This window comes from Pseudomonas sp. R43(2017) (assembly GCF_002112345.1).
GTDB classification, from domain to species: Bacteria; Pseudomonadota; Gammaproteobacteria; order Pseudomonadales; family Pseudomonadaceae; genus Aquipseudomonas; species Aquipseudomonas kribbensis.
This window is the reverse complement of sequence record NZ_NEHJ01000002.1, coordinates 596251-617933: the sequence shown is the minus strand read 5'-3', so window position 1 is coordinate 617933 and position 21683 is coordinate 596251. Positions and strand designations below refer to the sequence as shown.

The following is a 21683-nucleotide window of genomic DNA, read 5'->3' as shown; positions in this document are numbered from 1 at the left end:
TAGGGTGCGCCGCAGGCCCGGGCAAACCGAGCTTTGCATTAGCCGATGAAAGTGCTGCCGATGACGACCGGTCGGTCACCGGCTACAGGCGTTGGCCCGCCTGGCGTCGGGGCTTTTGCGGGTGACGGGAGGTCGAAAAGTTTCGGCGAAATTATGATCTGGAGCAGTTTGGCAAGTGGTTGGGCTTGTGTATGCTCCGTCCACGTTTCCGGGCGCATGCTCACACTTATAAGAACAAGAACGTTGCCTATGACCCTCAGCTTCGACCTGTCGGGCCCCTCTGTGGAACCCCGGGTGATCCGCAAGCATTACGCCACCCAGATGGCGGTCGAGCGCACGCGCCTTCTATATCAGGGTTCGCTGTTACCCACCCTGTTCATGTTGATCAATGGTCTGGTCTGCGCCGGTCTGCTCTGGAGTCCGCAGCGTTATTTCGTGGTCAGCGTCTGGCTGGTGTGGCTGCTGTCGCTGGTGGCGTTGCGAGTGATTCAGGTTGCGGCATTCGATTCGGCAATCCCCGACCGCCAGGCCCAGCCGATCTGGGGCCGGATGTTCCTGCTCGGTTCGACCATGACCGGCCTGACCCTGGCCGGCGCCGGCATCGCTCTGGTCCCGGCCGACAATTTCATGCAGCAGGCGTGGGTGTTCGGCCTGATCGGTGCCGCAACCCTGTCGGCCAGCGTGGCCTACGCCGTGAGCATTCCGGCTTTTCTTTCCTTTACCTTGCCGTGCCTGCTGCCGGCCATCGGCTATCTGTTCTGGGGCGGTGACGAACTGGCGCGGGGCTGGGGCTGGCTCGGGCTGATCCTGCTCGGTTCCCTGAGCGTGGTGGCGTGGCAGGTCAATCGGTTGATCGATCGTGGTTTGCTGCGGCGCTTCCAGAACCAGCACCTGATCGAACACTTGCAACAAGCCCAATCTCGCAGCGAACTGCTCAACCAGGCGTTGGCGAAGGAAATCGAACAGCGCCGCTGTGCCGAAGCAAAGTTACGCGAAGCCCAGGTCGAACTGGAGGACCGGGTGGCCCAGCGCAGCCGCGAACTGGATGCCGCCAACCAGGCCCTGAGCAAAAGCGAAGCTCGCCTGGCCCTGGCGTTGAAGGCCAGTGAACTGGGGCTGTGGGACTGGAACCTGCAGACCGATGAAGTTCACCACACGCAGATTCAGGAACTGTTCGGCCTTGATCCGGAATACGTCACCGGGCTGCTCAGGCATCTGCGGCCCCGGTTGCACCCGGAAGATGTCCCACCGCTTAAACGGGCGTTGATCGAGCACTTGAAGGGGCGCACCGAGGATTATCAGATCGAATACCGCGTGCGCCATGGCGACGGCCACTGGGTCTGGATCGAGGACCGTGGTCGTGCGGTGGAGCGCGACGACAGCGGGCGGGTCATCCGCATGGTGGGCACCCGGCGCGATATCAGTGTCAGCAAGAGTCTGGAGGCCCAGCAACAACTGGCGGCCACGGTATTCGAAGCCGCCAGCGAAGGCATCGTGATCCTCGACCCGAACTATTCGCTGATCGCCATCAATCAGGCCTTCAGCCGGGTTACCGGGTATGACATCGATGACATGCTCGGGCGCAATGTCGTCGAATTGCCGTGCAGCCGTGACGCTCGCAGGCACTACGTCGCCATCCGCCACGCTCTGGAGCAGCATGGCAGCTGGCAGGGCGAACTGGTGGAAACCCGCAAGAACGGCGAGCTGTATCCGCAGTGGCTGCAATTGAATGCGGTACGCGACAGTCGGGGAAATGTCAGTCATATCGTCGGCTTCTTCGCCGATCTGTCGGCAAGACGCGAATCCGAAGAGCGTATGCGTTATTTGACGCACTACGACGAACTCACCGGTCTGGCCAACCGTTCGCTGTTCCGCGAACGACTACACGAAGCCCATCAGCGTGTACGGCAGGGCGGGCGGCGGAGTCTGGCGCTGCTGCACATCAATCTGGACCGCTTCAAGCTGCTCAACGACAGCCTCGGCCACGAAATTGCCGACCAGTTGCTGCAAAAGATGTCTCGTCGTCTGGTCAATGCTCTGCCGGAGGCCGACACCATTGCCCGGTTGTCCGGCGACGAATTCGCGGTGCTGTTCGATGCCTATGGCAACCTGTCGAGTCTGGCGCGGGTTGCCACGCGGCTGTCGGCCAAGCTGCGCCTGCCGTTGACGGTGGAAGGTCATGAGCTGGTGGTCAGCGCCTCGATGGGCATCAGCATGCTGCCGGACAACGCCCGGGAAATTTCCGCGTTGGTCAGCCAGTCGAACATGGCAATGCAACACGCCAAGCATCTGGGCGGCAACAACTTCCAGTTCTACACCGACAGCCTGCAGGCCAGCACGCTGGAACGCCTGCAACTGGAAAACCAGCTGCGCAAAGCCATCGAGGACAAGCAGCTCAACGTCTTCTATCAACCGAAACTGTGCCTGGCGACTGGCCGACTCAACGCCGCCGAAGCGCTGGTGCGCTGGGATCACCCGACCATGGGCCGTGTGCCGCCGGGGGACTTCATCGGTCTGGCCGAGGAGACGGGGCTGATCGGGCCGATCGGCGAATTCGTGCTGCGTCAGGCCTGTTGGCAGGCTTGCGAATGGCAGCGGCAGGGGCTGGAACCGATCCGGGTTTCAGTGAACCTGTCGGTGCATCAGTTGCGACAGGGCAAACTGGTCAGTCTGGTGCGTCAGGTGCTGGAGGAAACCGGGCTGGCGCCGCACTACCTCGAACTGGAACTGACCGAAAGCCAGTTGCTCGACAGCGTCGAACACATCATCGCCACGTTCCAGCAACTGCGGGACCTGGGCGTGAAACTGGCGATCGACGATTTCGGCACCGGTTATTCGTCGCTGAGCTATCTGAAGCGGATTCCGGTGGATTACGTGAAGATCGATCAGGCGTTCATTCGCGGGTTGGGTGAGGGCAGCGAAGATGCGGCGATCACTCGCGCGATCATTGCGATGGCTCATGGATTGTCGCTGAAAGTAGTGGCCGAAGGTGTCGAGCGGCCGGAGCAGCTTGAGTTCCTGAAGGCCGAGGGGTGCGACGAGGTGCAGGGCTATCTGATCAGCCGTCCGGTGGAGGCTGCCGGTCTGGCTGGCTTGTTGGGCCGGCAGGAAAATCCCAGGTAAAGGGCTACATGCAGTGCATGTCGCCTGAACCGGGGCGATCCAGTTACGCATTGAGCAGGCAAAAAGCCGATTCATGTAGTATAACTACAAGCTTGCTACATCCCCGGCATCTGGCCAAAGCACATCTTTCCATAACAAGAGTCCAGCCCCTTGAATCTGCTGCAACACATCGCCCAGTCACGTCACCTGTTACGCAAGTCGGAGCTCAAGGTCGCCGACCACGTGCTGCTTGACCCTGCGGCAGTGATGCACAGTTCCATGGCCGATCTGGCCCACAGCGTCGGCATCAGCGAGCCGACCATCGTGCGCTTCTGCCGGGCCATCGGCTGTTCCGGTTTTCAGGACCTGAAACTCAAGCTCGCGCAGAGCCTCGCGGCCGGCGCCAGTTTCGGTCAGTTCGCGATCCATGAAGACGATTCCGTCGCTGACTACAGTCTGAAGATTTTCGACACCACCCTGCACACGCTGATGGAGGTTCGCGAGAAGCTCGATCCGCTGGAGTTGCAGCGTGCTGTGACGTTGATGTCCCAGGCCCAACGCGTCGAGTTCTACGGTTTTGGTGCGTCGGGCGCGGTGGCGGCGGATGCGCAGCACAAGTTCTTCCGTCTGCTGCTGACGGCGGCGGCGTATTCCGACCCGCACATGCAGGCGATGTCGGCGGTGACCCTGAAGCCGACCGACGTGGCGATCTGCATTTCCCAGTCCGGTCGCTCCAAGGACCTGCTGATCACCGCCAATCTGGTGCGCGAGAGCGGTGCGTCGCTGATCACCTTGTGCCCGAGCCAGACGCCTTTGGCCGAGCTGTCGACCGTCAACCTCGCGATCGACGTGCACGAAGACACCGAAATCTACACGCCGCTGACCTCGCGCATCGCCCACCTGGTGGTGATCGACGTGCTGGCCATGGGCGTGGCCATGGCGCGCGGGCCGAGCCTGGTCAACCACCTCAAGAGCGTCAAACGCAGTCTGCGCAGCTTGCGGCTGTCGCCAAAGTCGGTGAAAGCGCTGGATGACTGATCATCTTGGGGTGAAGGCAATCTTCATCTGCCTGTAACCCCGGCGAAGCCAAACCGTCATCCCTCGCGCCTATCGTGAAACTCCCGTACTCGCCTTGGGAGACTCGAAATGGCTCAGCCTTACGAAGAACGCAACAGCGCCGCGAAAACCCGTCGTCAGCAGGAAGACCAGCGCCGCATGGAATTCCGCCGCGCCATCGAAGATCGCTTCGAACTTCGTCAGCTTCAGACCGAAATCAGCGATTTTCCCGAGGACATCGAACTCAACTACTGGCAGGCAGCTCCCGCAGCTTCCCGTCGAAGCGCTCAACCAGCGCGCTGATCTGCACCCGTTCGCTGCGGATAAACGCCAGGAAGGCGTGCGCCACCGGTGACAGGCGTTTGGCCTTGGCCTGCACCAGGCACCAGCTGCGAAACAGCGGCAACTCTTCGACCGGCAGCTCCACCAGGCCGCCGGTCGCCAGCTCCAGGTTCAGGGCGTGGCGCGTCAACAGTGCTACGCCCAGACCCGCCAAAACGCACTCGCGCTGAGCTTCAGCCGACGCCACTTCTTGAGTCTGCGTGAAGTGCACGCGCTTCTCTTTGAAATACTCTTCACAGGCCAGTCGCGTTCCCGAACCGGGTTCGCGAATCAGCAGGGTGTACGGCTCAAGGTCCTGCAGGCGCAGCGGTCCCATGTGTGCCAGCGGATGGTCCGGTCGGGCGGTTGCCACGATCGGGTTGTTGAGGAAGGGGAGGAACTCCAGGCCCATGTCCTGCGGCACCATCGACATGATCACCAGGTCGTCGCGGTTGTCCGAGAGCCGGCGGATGACCTGTCCGCGATTGACCACCGTCAGTTGCAGGTTCACCTCCGGATGCTGGCGCTTGAAGGCGGCAAACAAGTGCGGCACGAAGTATTTGGCGCTGGATTCCACCGCCAGTTTCAACTGGCCCTGCAGCGAGCCCTGCATGTCCGACAGCTGCATGTCGAGGTTTTCCAGGCGACCGAAGATGTCGCGACTGGCACGCTGGAGTGCTTCGGCAGCCTCGGTCATGTAGAGTTTTTTGCCGACGTAATCGAACAACGGCTGCCCGATCAACTCTTCCAGCTGACGAATCTGTAGGCTGACGGCCGGCTGTGTGAGAGACATTTCCTCGGCTGCGCGGCTGTAGGAGCGTAAATCACACACTTCGTTGAAGATCTGCAATTGACGCAATGTCATACGCATCAAGGACTTACGCATTTTCTACAGGCTCTGGCCGCTGGCTGGTGCAATGACTATAAGTCTTTACTTATGCATGACCCAATTTTTATTCATTTTTGTTAATCCCTTGTGAGCGCTAGTGTGAAGCCGCGACCAGATTGAAACATTTGGTCACGCGTCGACCTGGGTCTAGCAGGTCGTGGGTACCACCGGCTCAAGGGAACCTCCAAGTGATAACAAAGATCCTGATCGCCAACCGTGGTGAGATTGCCGTACGAATCGTGCGTGCGTGCGCCGAGATGGGCATTCGCTCGGTTGCGATTTTTTCCGACGCCGACCGCCATGCCTTGCATGTGAAGCGTGCGGACGAGGCCCACAGCATTGGTGCCGAGCCGCTGGCCGGTTACCTCAACCCGCGCAAGCTGGTGAACCTGGCCGTGGAAACCGGTTGCGATGCACTGCACCCCGGCTACGGTTTCCTTTCGGAAAACGCCGAACTGGCAGAGATCTGCGCCGAACGCGGGATCAAATTCATCGGCCCGTCGGCGGAAGTCATCCGCCGCATGGGCGACAAGACCGAAGCGCGCCGCAGCATGATCAAGGCCGGTGTGCCGGTCACGCCGGGCACCGAAGGCAACGTCTCGGGCATTGAAGAAGCGTTGAGCGAGGGCGACCGCATCGGTTACCCGGTGATGCTCAAGGCCACTTCCGGTGGTGGCGGTCGCGGTATCCGTCGCTGCAACAGCCGCGAAGAACTCGAACAGAACTTCCCTCGCGTCATTTCCGAAGCCACCAAGGCCTTCGGTTCGGCGGAAGTGTTCCTGGAAAAATGCATCGTCAATCCGAAACACATCGAAGCGCAGATCCTCGGCGACAGCTTCGGCAATGTGGTGCACCTGTTCGAGCGTGACTGCTCGATCCAGCGCCGCAACCAGAAGCTGATCGAAATCGCCCCGAGTCCGCAACTGACCCCTGAACAGCGCGCCTATATCGGCGACCTGTCGGTGCGTGCGGCCAAGGCTGTGGGTTACGAGAACGCCGGCACCGTGGAGTTCCTGCTCGCCGAGGGCGAGGTGTACTTCATGGAGATGAACACCCGGGTGCAGGTGGAACACACCATCACCGAAGAAATCACCGGGATCGACATCGTCCGCGAACAGATCCGCATCGCCTCCGGCCTGCCGCTGTCGGTGAAACAGGAAGACATCCAGCATCGCGGTTTTGCCCTGCAGTTCCGGATCAACGCCGAAGACCCGAAAAACAACTTCCTGCCGAGCTTCGGCAAGATCACCCGTTACTACGCCCCCGGCGGCCCGGGCGTGCGGACCGACACGGCGATCTACACCGGCTACACCATTCCGCCGTTCTACGACTCGATGTGCCTGAAACTGGTTGTGTGGGCACTGACCTGGGAAGAGGCGATGGACCGTGGCCTGCGTGCCCTCGACGACATGCGTCTGCAAGGCGTGAAGACCACCGCCGCGTATTACCAGGAAATCCTGCGCAACCCGGAATTCCGTAGCGGCCAGTTCAACACCAGCTTCGTCGAAAGCCATCCTGAACTGACCAACTACTCGATCAAGCGCAAACCCGAAGAGCTGGCCCTGGCCATCGCCGCCGCCATTGCCGCCCACGCAGGCCTGTGAGGAATAGAACAATGACTAAAAAGATTTTCGTAACCGACACCATCCTGCGCGACGCCCACCAATCGCTGCTCGCCACCCGCATGCGCACCGAAGACATGCTGCCGATCTGCGACAAACTGGACAAGGTCGGCTACTGGTCGCTGGAAGTCTGGGGCGGCGCGACGTTCGACGCCTGCGTACGCTTCCTGAAAGAAGATCCGTGGGAGCGCCTGCGCCAACTGCGCGCTGCGCTGCCCAACACCCGTCTGCAGATGCTCCTGCGCGGCCAGAACCTGCTGGGTTATCGCCATTACAGCGATGACGTGGTCAAGGCGTTCGTCGCCAAGGCCGCGGTCAACGGCATCGACGTGTTCCGCATCTTCGACGCCATGAACGACGTGCGTAACCTGCGCGTGGCCATCGAAGCGGTGAAGGCTGCCGGCAAGCACGCCCAGGGCACTATCGCCTACACCACCAGCCCGGTGCATACCATTGACGCGTTCGTGGCCCAGGCCAAACAAATGGAAGCCATGGGTTGCGACTCGGTGGCGATCAAGGACATGGCCGGCCTGCTGACCCCGTACGCCACCGGCGAACTGGTCAAGGCCCTCAAGGCCGAGCAGTCGCTGCCGGTGTTCATCCACTCCCACGACACCGCCGGCTTGGCCGCGATGTGTCAGTTGAAGGCCATCGAAAACGGTGCCGACCACATCGACACCGCCATTTCCAGCTTCGCCTGGGGCACCAGCCATCCAGGCACCGAGTCGATGGTCGCCGCCCTCAAGGGCAGCGAGTTCGATACCGGTCTGAACCTGGAACTGTTGCAGGAGATCGGTCTGTACTTCTATGCCGTGCGCAAGAAGTACCACCAGTTCGAAAGCGAATTCACTGCTGTCGACACCCGCGTTCAAGTCAACCAGGTGCCGGGCGGGATGATTTCCAACCTGGCCAACCAGTTGAAAGAGCAGGGCGCCCTCAATCGCATGAATGAAGTGCTGGCGGAGATCCCGCGCGTACGTGAAGACCTCGGCTTCCCGCCGCTGGTAACTCCGACTTCGCAGATCGTCGGCACCCAGGCGTTCTTCAACGTGCTGGCCGGTGAGCGTTACAAGACCATCACCAACGAGGTGAAGCTCTACCTGCAGGGCGGCTACGGCAAGGCGCCGGGCACCGTGAACGAGAAGCTGCGTCGCCAGGCCATCGGTAGCGAAGAGGTGATCGACGTCCGCCCGGCAGACCTGCTCAAGCCGGAAATGACCAAGCTGCGTGCCGACATCGGCGCTTTGGCCAAGTCCGAAGAAGACGTGCTGACCTTCGCCATGTTCCCGGACATCGGTCGCAAGTTCCTCGAAGAGCGTGCCGCCGGCACCCTCACCCCGGAAGTGCTGCTGCCGATCCCGGAAGCGGGCAAGGTGGCTTCGGCCGGCGGCGAAGGCGTACCGACCGAGTTCGTCATCGACGTCCACGGCGAAACCTACCGTGTGGACATCACCGGTGTCGGCGTCAAGGCCGAAGGCAAGCGTCACTTCTACCTGTCCATCGACGGCATGCCGGAAGAAGTGGTGTTCGAACCGCTCAACGAATTCGTCGGCGGCGGCAGCAGCAAGCGCAAGCAGGCTTCAGCTCCGGGCCACGTCAGCACCACTATGCCGGGCAACATCGTCGATGTGCTGGTCAAGGAGGGCGACACCGTCAAGGCCGGCCAGGCTGTGCTGATCACCGAAGCGATGAAGATGGAAACCGAAGTCCAGGCTGCCGTTGCCGGCAAGGTCACCGCCATCCACGTGGCCAAGGGCGACCGGGTGAACCCGGGCGAAATCCTGATCGAAATCGAAGGCTGAGATAACGGCCTCGATACAACGCTTTAAACCTCGGGGGGGCATGTGCTCCCCTTTTTTTTGCTTTCAAAGTGCTGCCGCAACATGCGGCAGCAATCCGTCCGGACTCAGAACGCCATTCGCCACTGACCCGATACGCCATGGTTGCGGCTGTCGGTGCCGATTTCTCCGGTCAGTCCGACACCCACGGCGTGGTTGTTCGAGATTGCCAGATCCAGTCCGGTGTCGAGTTTCAGGCTGTTTCGATCCAGTTCGGCGCCGTAAACGGTGTAGTCGTGGCCGCCCTTGGCCAGCCGTTGGCGGGTGCTGGTGTAGGTTTCGCCGTAAACGTGTTTCCACCCCGCGCTGAATCGTGGCGTGAGGCGCATGCCGTTATCCAGCGTGCTGACTTTCGCCATGCGCAAGCCGACAGTGGTGTTGAAGTTGCCCTGGGATTGAGCATGAACCTTGAGCGCTGCATCCCCGCCTTTCTCGGTGTAGCCGTCACGCTGGTAGCGCTGGTAGCCGATTCCGGCAAATGGCTCGATGCTGACGCTGGCCCTACCAAGGTTGTACCCCGACTCGATGAACACTTGCCGGGTGCTGGCGTGGTAGTTGCCTTTGAGCCGGTCATGGAAGCGGCCGAACGCGACTTCGCGGCGGGTGCTGCCTTCGTGACGGCTCCAGGTTGCGCCGAGCCGAAGTGACAACGGATCGGTCTGGCGCAAGGCGTAGGCGCCGAGGTGCCAACTGTCGAGGTCGCCGTCCAGTTCCTGGCTGTCGATGCGCGTGTCCGAAGTGCCTCCCATCAAACCCAGACGCCATTCTTCGGCAACGCGCCAGTCGGTACCCAACAGCAATCCTTTGGTGGAATGTTGCATCGGTTCAAATTCGCGAGCCAGTTTTCCGCTATGGCCAAGGGCTTGCAGCCAGACCCTGCCGGTGTCTGCGTTGCCGGCCGCATGGCGTGGTGAGTTTCCCGATGAGTCTTGGGCATTGTCGAGTTGGTGCATGGCTGACAGCAGGCTGGCGCTGACTGGCGTGACACTGCTCAGGGTTGCATTGGCGAGGTTGGCATTGCTGCCGCCCGCCAGTTGATAGTAGGCGAGGGTGGCGGTGGTTTCGTCGGCAGCGAGCAGGGCGTCGATGGCTGCGTTGCCTGAAGTAGGCACCTCTTTGGATCCGGGGGTTGCTGGCGCTTCGCTCAGGACGGGCTGCGATGGAGGCGCGGGTTTTCCAATGCTTTCTTCGAGCGCGCTGCCGTTCTCTGTAGTGGCGACTCTCTTGGAGTGGAGGTCATCGGCTGCATGAAGTGGCGCGGTTGGAGTCTCAGTGCTGGTAGGGAGGGCTTGCGGTGGTGGAGAGATCTTTTCCTCACGCGCTGTTTCTTCAGCGAGATTAAGCGGAGCAGGTTTGTCCTTAGGTTTGCGCTGGTTCTTGGGTTTCACATCTTTCACAACGGGCGCCTCGGGCTCCGACTGCTCCGCCAGTGAAAACTCTACGCAACCGACCGCCAGCGCAATCGCCAGGACAAGGTGTTGGAACGTGTATTTGCATTGAATGGGCATTCAGTTGGGCCTCTTGAAGGGTGAGGCCAAACTGTAAAAGTCGATGCCTGTGCACCGATGCCGGGCAATTCCGAACTGGACGCAGGTGATGCCGCCTGATTTTGTAGCTCGATCAATGGCGAGTCATGAACCCGCCACGATTACTCAATCGACCAGACGCCTTTGCCTACAACACCCGCTGAAGTATCGATTGGCGAAACCTCAGAAACTCATCTGCCACTGCCCGATCAACCCGTGATTGCGACTGTTGTTGCCAATTTCGCCGCTGTAACCCAGCCCCAGGGTGTGCCGCGCCGAAACACCCAGATCCAGGCCGGCTTCCAGCACCAGGCTGTCACGATCCAGCGAGCTGCCATCGACGCTGAACGCGGTGCCGCCGACGACGAATGCCTGACGGGTCGAGCTGCTGACATCGCCGTAGGTGTGTTTCCAGCCTGCTGCCATGCGCGGGGTCAGGCTCATGCCGTTTTCCAGCGCGTTCAGGTGCGCCAGGCGCAGACCGACAGTGCTGCTGAAGTTGTCCTGGGTCTGGCTATCGACCTGCAAGGCCGCCGCGCCGCCCTTTTCCTGATAGCGGTCGCGTTGATAGCGCTGGTAGCCGAGGCTGGCGAACGGTTCGGCGCTGAGCCGGCCGCTGCCCATGGCGTAGCCGAGTTCGGCGAACGCTTGTTGGCTGTCGGCGTCGTAATCGCCCTTGGGACGGTCACTGAAACCGTTGAACGCGACCGTGCGTTTGCTCTCGCCTTGATGACCGCTGTAAGCCGCGCCCAGGCGCAGGGCGATCGGGCCGTTCTGGTGTTGTGCGTAGACCCCGGCATGCCAGCTCTCGACATTGCCGTCGACGCCGGTGGCGTCCAGATCGGTCTTCGAATAACCGCCAAGCACGCCCAGTCGCCATTGTGGATTGAGCGCCCAATCGGCACCGAGCACGCTGCCCTTGGTGCGCTGCTCCAGACTGCTGTTGCCGTGTTCGCCATCGAGCTTGCCGTAGCCGCCAATGGCTTGCAGCCAGAGCCGGCCTTGAGCGTTCGGATCATTCAGGTTTCGTGCTTCGGACGGTACGCCGTTGGCGGCGAGGATCGGTGTGTCACGCTGATCGAGGCCGACCATCAGACCGGGACTGCCACCCATCTGCTGCATCGCCGAGAGCATGCTGCTGCCCACCTGGCTGCTGGCACCGAGGGTGGCGCTGGTCAGGTTGGCGTTGCTGGCGCCGGCCAGTTGCTCGATGGCCGCGCCTGCGCTGCTTTGAGTCGTGTTGAGCAGGACGTTGTACAGTGCGTTGTTCTTGCCCATCGAGGCCAGGCTGTTGGCAGCGTTGCTGCCGTTGCCGGTGGCTGCGTATTCATTGAACGCCACGTCATTGCGGGTGTAGGTCAGGTCGACCTGAGTCGGCGTATAAGCGAGGGTCGGGGTGAGAAAGGCGTAGTCGCTGGTGACCGCGCCGAACGTGCCGTTGACCCGTGCAGCCTGTAGCACCGTGTAGTTGCTCTGCCACGGATAGGTGCCGGTGCCGGGATTGACCGCCAGCGTTGCGCCGTTGAGGTTGGCCGTGCCACCGACCTGCACGGGTGCGCTGCTGCCATCGGCGTTGACGCCGTAGGCGAGGGTGGATGCGCTGCCCATGTTCAAGTCGTGCACGATGGTTGCTGTGCCGAGTCGGGTGTCAGTGCGCAATGTGCCATTCACGTTGAGGTTGCCCACTGAACCACCGCCGGCATACACGCCGCCGGCATCGACGGTCAGGTTGCCGGCGATACCTCCCTGGTTGATCAGAGTCGCGCCGTTGCGCACGGCACCGCCGTCGCTGAAATCGCCGCTGCCGGTCAGGGTCCAGGCGCCTTGCCTGACTTCCAGCCATTCGAAATTGCGGCTGGCACCAAAGCTGCCGCCCGCCGCATCGTCCATCACCACGCGGTCATAACCAGTGCCGCCATCGACCACGCCGATAAACCGGCTGCCGCTGCGCAGGGTCAGGCTGTCGTTGCCGTCGCCCAGATCCAGCGCCAGTCCGTTGCTGCCGCTGATGGTGCCGCCGTTGATCACGTTGTCGGCGAACTCGCCGACGAACTTCACGCCAAAACCGTCGAGCCCTTGAATGGTGCCGTAGTTCTCCAGTGTGGTGGCCGCCAGCCCCGAACCGCCGCTGCCGTCGTCCACCAGAATCGCGCTGTTGGCGCCGCTGATCAGCGCGCCTTTGGCGTTGAGGATGTAACCGCCGCCCAGGGCGATGCCTTCACTGCCGTTGGCGAAACCGCCCTTGTCCACGCCGCCCGCGCCGACGCCCTGAATGGTGCCGTAGTTTTCGATGTGGGCGATCTTGTCGATGTCCACGCCGTCACCGTCGCCGTTGGGTTGCAAACCTGAATACGCGCCAGTGATGGTGCCGTGGTTGATCACCGTGCCGTCGCCGTCCGAGCCGAAACCGGAGCCGTTGCGCCCGGTGATCTGCCCGTAGTTCACCAGCGTCGCCCCGAGGTCGGTGGTGATGCCGTGGCGTCCGCCGGAAATCACGCCGTAGTTGGTCACGCTGACGCCGGTCGCGGTGTCGATATCGATGCCGTCGAACTTCTCGTCGGCATTGTGCGAATCACCGGTGGAGATCTCGCCGTAGTTGCTGATGGTCGCATTGGCGCCGGTCTTCATGCCGTCGCTGGCGTCGCCGCGAATCAGTCCGCCGGCGCGGTTGATGATGGTGGTTTTGACCCCGTCGCTGCGCAACGCATCCAGATCCAGCCCTTGGCCGGTGGTCGAGCGAATGGTGCCGCTGTTGTCGATCAACAGGCTGCCGCTGACGAAGTTGCTGTCGATGCGAATCGCGTCGTTGGAACCGAGAATCTGCCCGCCGCTGCGGTTGTAGATCGCGTAATTGCGTGCCTGGGTCAGGTCGCCGCTGCTGTCGATGGCCCGGCCGCCCGTGGAAATGATCTTGCCGGCGTTATCGATGATCACGCCGGTACCGCTGGTGCCATCCTTGAGGCTTACGGCCTTGCCGCTGTTGGTGATGCTGCCCGGCGCCGAAATCGTCAGGGTGTCGCTGCCGCCCAGTGTCTGCGACGCGGTGGTGGCGGTGTCGATCACGACATTCTTGCCGTGGGCGGCACTGGTGGCGATCAACAGGGCGGTGGCGAGCGACAGGCGCTGAGGCGGGAGCGGCATGGGGGGAACGTCCTTTTAGTTATAAGTGAGGGCGTTCTGTATAGCGGAGGGTTTTTACAGAATGATGTCTGGGTCAGGTGCATTCTTTTGCAGATATATCTGCGAGTGGGGTGCTTCATCTGCAATTCGTTGCAGATGAAGCAATAACAGAGGGAAGCTCCCTTCAACTGCTGCAGGAGCTGCCCGGGGCGTTTACTCACTTAGCTGCGGCACTCGACCAACCCTTTCACCTGCCCCTCGGCCGTCTGATTCTCGTCGCTCAACCAGCGCTCGAACCCCGCCGCAATCGCCGGCCATTCCGAGTCCAGGATCGAGTACCACGCGGTATCGCGGTTCTGGCCCTTGACCACCATGTGCTGGCGGAACACGCCTTCGAAGCTGAAGCCCAACCGTTCGGCCGCGTATTTGGAGCGGGCGTTGCCGTTGTTGCATTTCCATTCGAGGCGACGGTAGCCGAGGGCGAAGGATTCCTTCGCCAGCAGGTAGACCGCCTCGGTGCTTTTCGGCGAGCGCTGCATCGGCGCGCCGAAGGTGACGTGGCCGATTTCGATGCGGCCCTGGGCCGGGACAATCGACATCAGGCTGAGGATGCCTTGCACCTGGCCGCTGGCGCGGTCGATGACGCTGAAGAAATACGGATCGCTGTGGGCGGCGTGGTTGTTCAGCCAGTCATTGAAGGCGCTGCGCTCCGGGAACGGGCCGTAGGGCAAGTAATCCCAGAGTTTCGGGTCGGCGCCCGGACCTTGCAGAGCGTTGAACAGATCGTCGCCATGGCGCGCCGGGTCGAGCTTTTCCAGGCGAATGAAGCGGCCTTCGATCAGGGTGGTGGAGGGCGGCGGCACGCCTTTCCAGTCAGCGAGAGAAATCGTCATGCACTTGGCTCCTTAAATGGCTTTGCGAAACTGGATGAAACCCGGGCGCTCGGCGATGCGCTCGTAGAGTTGGATCGCGGTGGCGTTGGTTTCGTGGGTCAGCCAGTGCACCTTGCAGCAACCGCCGGCCTTGGCCGTAGCGTAGACGTGTTCGATCAGCAGGCGACCGACGCCGGTGCCGCGGGTTTGCGGCTCTACCAGCAGGTCTTGCAGGTAGCAGGAGTTTTCGATGCTCCAGTTCGAACGATGGTAGATGAAGTGCACCATGCCCACCGCTTTGCCGTCGGCCCAGGCGAGGGCGGCGTGGGTCGGTTCGTTCGGGTCGAGAAAACGCTGCCAGGTGCTCTGGCTGACGGCGTCCGGCAACTCGGTGTTGTAGAAGCGCAGGTAGGCCTGCCACAGCGGCAGCCAGGCCGCGTGATCGGCGGCGCTGACCGGGCGGATGTCGATCTGACTCATGGTGATTTCCTTAACGCATCAAGTGAGCGAGGGTTTGATCGTTGATCTCGGGGCTGGCGGCCAGGCCTTCGCGCACACCGGCGATATCTTCGGCGCTACGGTTCTGGCTGAGCTTGCGCTTGCCTTCGAGGCGGTCGATCGGAATGGCGAACCCGACGATGGCCTTGAGCATGCCGTCGATGTAGTCGGCCGGGGCATCGTCGACGGACCAGGGCTGGGCGCGACCCGCTTCATGGCGATCGGTAAGGGTGCTGACGATATCCAGCAGCCGACCGCCATCGCTGAAGGTTTCGGCGTGACCGTAGGCGTGCACGGCGACGTAGTTCCAGGTCGGCACGACTTTGCCGTGCTCGGCCTTGCTCGGGTAAAAGCCCGGGCTGACGTAGGCGTCGGGCCCCGGGAAAATCAGCATGGCCTCGGCACCGTCACGCAGGTCCTTCCACTGTGGATTGGCCTTGGCCAGATGCCCGTACAGCGTGCCGTTCGGACCTTGTTCGCGATGCAGCAGCACCGGCACGTGGCTGGCCTGCAAGCCTTGTTCACCGTGAGTCACCAGAATGGCGAGGCGGGTAGCGAGGATCAGTTCGTGCAGTTGGGACAGGTCGTCGATGGCAAAGGCGCGTGGCGTGTACATGGAGAGATTTTCCTTGGCGAATGCCTGCATCCTAGGCAGGCTATTGGTCTGTTGTAAGAGCCATTGATGACCAATTTCATAGGTCCATTGCCATGCCCGATTCGACCACGTTGTCGCTGCCGTTCAACCCTGCCGGTATCGAACTCGATCGCCGCAAAGGCCTGAGCCGCCAGCTCTATCAGGCCTTGCGCCTGCGGGTGCTCGACGGGCGCCTGGCCAGCGGCACGCGGCTGCCGGCCAGCCGGGATCTGGCGGCAGCGCTGGCGATATCCCGCAACAGCGTAGTACGCGCCTACGATCAACTGTATGCCGAAGGCTTCATCGAAGGTCGGGTCGGGGACGGCACTTATGTGGCGCAGTTGCCACAATCGACGAGGCCGGCAAAAAAACTATCCACAAAAGTATCCACAGGCTTTTCAACAGGCTTACCCACAGCCTTATCCACAAAATCAGCCGATTCCACTGGGGATTTATCCAGCAAAGTTATCCACAGCGGTGCGATGCAGCGGCTTGAACACAACCATTTGCCGACGCCGCCAAGTGGTCCGCCACGGGCGTTCAGGGTGGGGGTTCCGGCGTTCGACCTGTTCCCGTTCGACGTCTGGGCCAAGCTGAATGCGGCGTTCTGGCGCAAGCCCGACTTGCAGCAACTGTGTTACGGCGACCCGGCGGGCGATGCGCGCCTGCGTGGTCTGATCGCCGCTTATTTGCGCAGTTCGCGCGGCATGCAGTGCTCGGCTGAACAAATTGTGATCACCAGTGGCGCGCAACAGGGAATCAGCCTTTGTGCACAGTTGCTGGTGGAGCCTGGCGCCGGGGTGGGCATCGAGAATCCAGGCTACCGCGCAGCCGGTCATGCCTTCGCGCTGGCCGGCGGTCGATTGCACGGCATTGCTGTGGACGACGAGGGCATCGACTGCGCTGCACTGGCGGCCGCCGAAGATTGTCGGGTGGCGTACGTCACGCCGTCTCATCAGTATCCGACCGGGGTAGTGATGAGCCTGGCCCGGCGCCTGGAATTGCTGGCCTGGGCCGAGCGCACCGGGGGCTGGATCGTCGAGGACGACTACGACGGCGAGTATCGCTACACCGGCGCGCCGCTGGCTCCATTGGCTGCGCTCGACCGACAGGGCCGTGTGCTCTACGTCGGCACTTTCGGCAAAGTCGCGTTTCCGGCGTTGCGACTGGGGTATCTGGTGCTCCCGCCGGGACTGGTGGAAGCCTTTGCGCAACGACGCGCGGTGGATGTGCGGCATTCCGAAGTGAGCACTCAGGCGGTGATGGCCGAGTTCATGGCGGCCGGGCACTTCCAGCGGCACATCCGGCGGATGCGCCGGGCAGCCCTGAGCCGGCGTAATGCCCTTATCAACGGTTGGCCCCAGGGATTGGAGGGTGTGGGTGAACTGCCGGCCGTGTCCGCCGGACTGCATTTGACGGTGGCGGTCGACAGCGTGGCTCGCGAACAACAATTGATCGAGCAGGCGGCGAGCGTGGAGGTGGAAGTCCACGGCTTGAGCAAGTACTGGCTGCGGGACTCGACGACGCCGATGGATCAGCGCGCCGGCCTGGTGCTGGGATTTGCCGCAGTACCGGAGCCGGCGATCGAGTCGGCCCTGGCCCGTTTGCGCCAGGTCTGGCTCGGTTAGTCGCGACAGGCCACAGTCCGTCGCGACCTGTGGACATCAGCTGAAGAACATCGACGAAGCCAGCGCGTGACTGATCTCGCTGCGATAAATGGCGATCAGTTCCTGACCTGCATTGTCCTGTTCGATGGCGCCTCCCAGTCGTCTTTGTGCAACGGTCTTCAAATGCGCGGCGGTAAATGATCCGACGGGATCCGCCGGACTGGCGTAGTGGAAATGGGCGTACCAAAGTACCTCGCGGGTTCTGCGATCGAGCACTTCGTATTCGTCCAGATAGTCTTTTCCGGGCCCTTTGAGTCGACGCCGGGTGGTGACCTTGGCGATGTCCACCTCGCCCTCGCTTTTGAGCCATTCCACCCGTGCGGCCGTGGGCGGTTGTTCCTTGATCATCCGGATGCGGGTATTGCGGCCTGTCTCATGAAGCGTGCTGACTGCGCTCTCGAGAGCATTGCGCAGGGTGACGGCCGCGTCGTTGCGTTCCTCGCTGCGGTTGCTGGCGAGCAGCGACTGATCGATGTGCTTGATGACCTCCCGCAGACGTCCCGCATGCTGCTGGTAGAGGTCCTGAATCTCGGCGGGAATTCTGGGTGCGCGTCTGATCTGAGCCTGTATGCGTCGGTCAAATTCCGCGAGCCCGTCGAGCAACGCCTGACCGCTGGCGAGACTGTCCGCCAGTTTGGGCGCAGGCCTTTCGGGCGCTGGGCGAGCGGTGACTCTGCGCAGCCAGACACCCGGCGTTTTTTCATGGAAAGTGGCAATGATCTTGCCGGTCAAGGGGGCCTTGACGTCCACCAGCCCCGTGTCCCTGCCGTCTGCGCCTTTGCGCGGCTCACCGACCAGCGTGCCTTTGAAGCGGGTCTTGATGATTTTTTTCGTGGGCGTCGTTACGAGCCGGGATGGGCCGGGTGTCGGTTCGACGAGACGCCGCTCCCGCAGAAGGCGGGTCAGGTGGGTCAGCGTGTCCTGGCCGAATTCGGCCACGCGCGTACGTACATGCTCCAGGCGATCGGCAATGATGTGCTCGGGATACTCGGCAACCAGGTCGACAAAGCGTTGGTCGATGGTGGAAAACTGCTGCGCCAGCATGTCCATGGCCTCGATCCGCTCTCCGAGATTGAGCAGGCTTTCATCGCCGCTCAGATCCAGAGCGCTGCGGATGTTGAGGCTGGCGTCGTCGATCAGACGATCGACTGCCATCTGCGCATCAAGGCTCGGGACGGGCTCTTCTTTCAGGCACAGGTGTTCCGCCAGCGTGATCTGCAACAGTTTGAGATCACTGAGCGTGAAGATCGGCAGTTTGGCCTTGTAGACACGCGTGACCTCACAGGCTTCCTTGCCCAGCAGGCTGAGCTCCTGGAAGCGCGAGTTGGCGAGCTCGATTTTTTCGATCATGCCCTGAGTCATGTCGGTCATGCGAGTAAAGGATGCCGAGCGTTCAGGGCCACGCACGGGCTGTTCTTCGTCCAGCAGCGTCAGAGTGGTGCGCAAGCCATCGCGAAAATCCCGGGTGTGCTCGTCGAGCCAGGACTGCATCAGAAACAACTGCAACGACAGCCGCTCGACCATCGCGGAGCGGTAGTTGGGAATCGGCTCCAGCGCATTCAGGGCCTTGAGATCCTGGGCATGGGCGGCGTATGCCCGGATCTGGGTATCCAGGGTATCGAGAAAGTGCTGGCGTGCCGCCGCAGCAGTCTGTGGGGTGGCGCCCAGCATCGCCTTGCGTACGTTGATCAACTCTTGCTGTTTGTCCTCCAGAGTGGCTTCGAAGGCGGCCAGCGCGACTTTCTTCTGGTTCAGTCGCTGCTTGTTCTCCTGCTGCATTTTTTTCCGCCGGCTGCCCAGACCACCTCCCTGCAGGCGTAACCGCAGGTCGATGAACCACTGGCCCTGTGCATTGTGGGTCAGCAACGGCCCCGTGCGAACGAGTTGTTGGCGCGAGTCGATGATCTGTATCAGGTCATCATCGTTGATGGACACCTCGAACCAGCGCTCGCCCACCGGCGCGTACCACTTCTGTCCATGGCTGTAGAGGTGTTGGTGCGGGCCTGCGCTCGCGGGCCCGGTGAGCGTCGCCGGCTTCTCGATCTTCAGGGTATCGAGGAGCATGCCGAGGGTCGGCTTTGACCGACTCAGGGCGCCTACGGTGACCAATGAGGTTTCATGGGTGGATGGAAAAGTCGCTCCGCCAATGTCTGCATGGTGCGAGACTTCAGGCTTGAGCAGCTCGGGTTTCATTTCTGGCGCGATGACCGTGCGCTGTCGGGTCTGTCGGTTGGAGGCGGCCCGGTGGGCGAGGATCATGCCCAGCGTGAGCAACACATCGGTCAGGGCCGACCACTCGACGGTCCCCGGTGTTTCGTTTTGCGCATCGATCAAGGCCTGCAGGTCATCCATGATCTGCCAGACCCATGCGGCGCTACCGATGCTGCGGCCCAGGAATGGCAAGGCTGCGTTGAACAGCATCCAGCCACCGTGCCTGAGCGTTGCCCAGCGTGCTTCGGCATTGGACACGGACTGGCGGTCGGCCTGGGTGATCAAGGCTTGAGCATTGGCATTGAACAGCGCCATCGCCACATCCGCTTCGAGGGCATTGTCGTGTGCCAGTGAGACCGGCCCGGTCATGTCCAGCGCGACGGTGGGGTCGACCAGCAATTGCGGGAGGGTCCACACCGACATCAGCGTACCCGGGAACACGTACTGGGAATAATTGAAGCGCACATTGTCGGGCAGCCACGCCAGTACCGATTGCCGGAGCGTCCGCGAGTGCTGGATCGCATACAACAGATTGGTCTGGCCCGGATACTGGATCAGCGGCGGGTCGAGCAGCGGTCGATAGAGCAGGCACGGCCCCTTTTCGGCTTCCTGCGGACCGATGATGAACATGTTGGCCACGGTATCGGTGCTGCCGTTTGTGCGATGGGCCCGAAACGCCAACGGGCGGACCACGATCCTTTGCCCGCTCACCAGCCGGTCGCCGGGGGCGGTGGCGAGGGCTGCGACGACATAGCGATAACCTTGCTCATCCAGGCCTCTCTCGCCACGGATCTTGCATTGCAGCGCCAGCAACGCCAGCTCGATCGGTAACTGATCGGTGTACAGCTTGCGCAGGGCAGGTGCCTCGATTGGATCTTCGATCAACCGGCGCTTGAGCATGGCGGGGTAGACATTGCCGATGTCCACCGTGGTCACCAGGGTTTCCAGGTACTGCGGGGTCATCCAGTCCGGCGTCGGCGAGCCGTCCACATGACGAACGGTTTTGATGCCCATCGGCAAACCGGCCAGGTTCTGCAGCGCCAGTTCGATGAGCGTCAGCGTCAGGGTCTCTGTCTGTCCCGGCACGACGAACGTACCCCACACGACCAGGCTGGTGATGGTGAGCTCGATGTTCTCGACCCGGATGTCGGATGCCGCCGGGTGATCCTTGCGAATCTGCGCGACCAGTTGTGCCACGGTGTAGGCATGGAGCGTGGGAATCTCGTGTTGAAAGGATTTGCCGTGGGTGCGGTTCTGCAGGATCGCCAGATCCAGCAGGTGTCGGCTGAAGCAGGTCTGGTCGGCGGTGGAGGCGCTGTCCAGCCAGTCTGGCAGCAGCGGCCGCAGTTGTTCGAAATCAGACGCTGTGCGTTTGTTTGCTGTCAGGCTTTCGCCGACGGGGAGGACTGAGGTATCGCTTGCGTGCAGTGACTGGCCGAATGCGCCGATGACGTCCGCATCCAGTGCCAGCAGCGTGCAGGCCTGATGATCGAAGAAGTTGCCATCGGGTTCGAACAGTCGCCACTTCAGGCGGCTCGCGCGGGTCAACGGAGTCAGCAGCGCAGTCAGTGCATTGCCAAGGGCATCGTATGAATCGAAATGGCGAAACCCCTGGGTGACGGAACAGGTGGTGATGATCGTGCGCTGACCCGAAGTGCCCGTCAGAACAGCGATCGGCAATACAGTCAGATGACGGTCTTCCGTGTTGTCATTGCGGTCGATATCGATCAGACACGCACGTGCCTTGTATGGGTCGTTGTGCAGCCGCTGTCGCCTGTCGGGAAACCGGTACACGGTTCTGGCCATGGCCAGTTGTTCGGCGTCCCATCCCTGTGAATCGATGACGTTCCACTGCTCCCGCAAGGCATCCGACAACTGATACCAGCGTGGCTCATCCGTTGCGGTGGCGGTGTTCCAGTAGGCGAGTTGCTGCTCCTGGTACGCCACGAACAGAAGTGTTGCGAGTTCGTTGACCAGACGACCCACTGCTTCGATCTTCACCGGTAGATGAATGATCGGTTCGCTCCCCGGTTGGCGCGTCAGGAAGTGCTCGCCATCAAGCCAGGTCACCGTGGTGCCATGGACGCCCAGGCGTACAAGAACGTCGGTGAGTGATTCAAACTGCTCGGGTCCGGCGACGACGTAATCGTCTTCGATGCTCCAGGTGGGGGTCACCACGATTGCCAGTTGCGGGTCGATGTCGAGATCCGGGTACAGGACCTTCAGCGCCGGGCGCAGGGCATTCGATGCGGCGTCCCTGAGTGACGGTCCGGACAGCAGCCGGGTTTGCAGATCGGCGATGTCGGGGCGGGGAGTTTCAGGCATGT

Annotated in this window: 13 protein-coding genes; 6 read left to right on the top strand and 7 right to left on the bottom strand. The window is 61.9% G+C overall.

The features are described 5' to 3' along the window. Positions 1-249: 249 nt before the first annotated feature. The 3 genes from CAG02_RS07400 to CAG02_RS07390 all read left to right on the top strand — a co-directional run bounded on the left by CAG02_RS07400 (position 250) and on the right by CAG02_RS07390 (position 4461). A complete protein-coding gene (locus tag CAG02_RS07400) occupies positions 250-3123 on the top strand; it encodes a GGDEF domain-containing phosphodiesterase (protein ID WP_085708791.1) in 2874 nt (957 codons plus the stop codon). 150 nt (positions 3124-3273) lie between these two features. Next, positions 3274-4140: a transcriptional regulator HexR gene (hexR, locus tag CAG02_RS07395; RefSeq protein ID WP_007954250.1), complete on the top strand. Its 867-nt coding sequence runs from the start codon at positions 3274-3276 to the stop codon at positions 4138-4140. Between the two features lie 108 nt (positions 4141-4248). Beyond that, complete coding sequence (locus CAG02_RS07390; protein ID WP_085708792.1) at positions 4249-4461, top strand: PA3496 family putative envelope integrity protein; 213 nt, start codon at positions 4249-4251, stop codon at positions 4459-4461. Here the strand turns inward: CAG02_RS07390 and CAG02_RS07385 are convergent. Then, entirely contained in the window at positions 4403-5365 is a 963-nt protein-coding gene (locus tag CAG02_RS07385) for a LysR family transcriptional regulator (protein WP_085708793.1), read from the bottom strand. The genes CAG02_RS07390 and CAG02_RS07385 overlap by 59 nt on opposite strands. Before the next feature lie 191 nt (positions 5366-5556). Here CAG02_RS07385 and CAG02_RS07380 point away from each other — a divergent pair, with 191 nt between their 5' ends. Next, entirely contained in the window at positions 5557-6972 is a 1416-nt protein-coding gene (locus CAG02_RS07380) for an acetyl-CoA carboxylase biotin carboxylase subunit (protein ID WP_085708794.1), read from the top strand. Between the two features lie 11 nt (positions 6973-6983). Beyond that, a complete protein-coding gene (oadA, locus tag CAG02_RS07375) occupies positions 6984-8792 on the top strand; it encodes a sodium-extruding oxaloacetate decarboxylase subunit alpha (protein WP_085708795.1) in 1809 nt (602 codons plus the stop codon). 104 nt (positions 8793-8896) lie between these two features. Here the strand turns inward: oadA and CAG02_RS07370 are convergent, their stop codons facing one another. From CAG02_RS07370 to CAG02_RS07350, 5 genes are all read right to left on the bottom strand, one after another. Beyond that, on the bottom strand, positions 8897-9940 hold the full coding sequence (locus CAG02_RS07370) for an autotransporter domain-containing protein (protein WP_371856486.1): 1044 nt from the start codon (positions 9938-9940) through the stop codon (positions 8897-8899). A 597-nt stretch (positions 9941-10537) separates the two neighbouring features. After that, a complete protein-coding gene (locus CAG02_RS07365) occupies positions 10538-13495 on the bottom strand; it encodes an autotransporter domain-containing protein (RefSeq protein ID WP_085708797.1) in 2958 nt (985 codons plus the stop codon). Positions 13496-13695: 200 nt separating this feature from the next. After that, entirely contained in the window at positions 13696-14367 is a 672-nt protein-coding gene (locus CAG02_RS07360) for a GNAT family N-acetyltransferase (protein WP_085708798.1), read from the bottom strand. A gap of 12 nt (positions 14368-14379) precedes the next feature. Next, on the bottom strand, positions 14380-14826 hold the full coding sequence (locus CAG02_RS07355) for a GNAT family N-acetyltransferase (RefSeq protein ID WP_085708799.1): 447 nt from the start codon (positions 14824-14826) through the stop codon (positions 14380-14382). A gap of 10 nt (positions 14827-14836) precedes the next feature. After that, on the bottom strand, positions 14837-15460 hold the full coding sequence (locus CAG02_RS07350; protein ID WP_085708800.1) for an FMN-binding negative transcriptional regulator: 624 nt from the start codon (positions 15458-15460) through the stop codon (positions 14837-14839). A 92-nt stretch (positions 15461-15552) separates the two neighbouring features. On the opposite strand from CAG02_RS07350, the gene CAG02_RS07345 reads away from it, so the two are divergent. After that, entirely contained in the window at positions 15553-17106 is a 1554-nt protein-coding gene (locus CAG02_RS07345) for a PLP-dependent aminotransferase family protein (RefSeq protein WP_085708801.1), read from the top strand. A 36-nt stretch (positions 17107-17142) separates the two neighbouring features. Here the strand turns inward: CAG02_RS07345 and CAG02_RS07340 are convergent, their stop codons facing one another. Continuing rightward, positions 17143-21681: a dermonecrotic toxin domain-containing protein gene (locus CAG02_RS07340; protein WP_085708802.1), complete on the bottom strand. Its 4539-nt coding sequence runs from the start codon at positions 21679-21681 to the stop codon at positions 17143-17145. Positions 21682-21683: the final 2 nt, after the last annotated feature.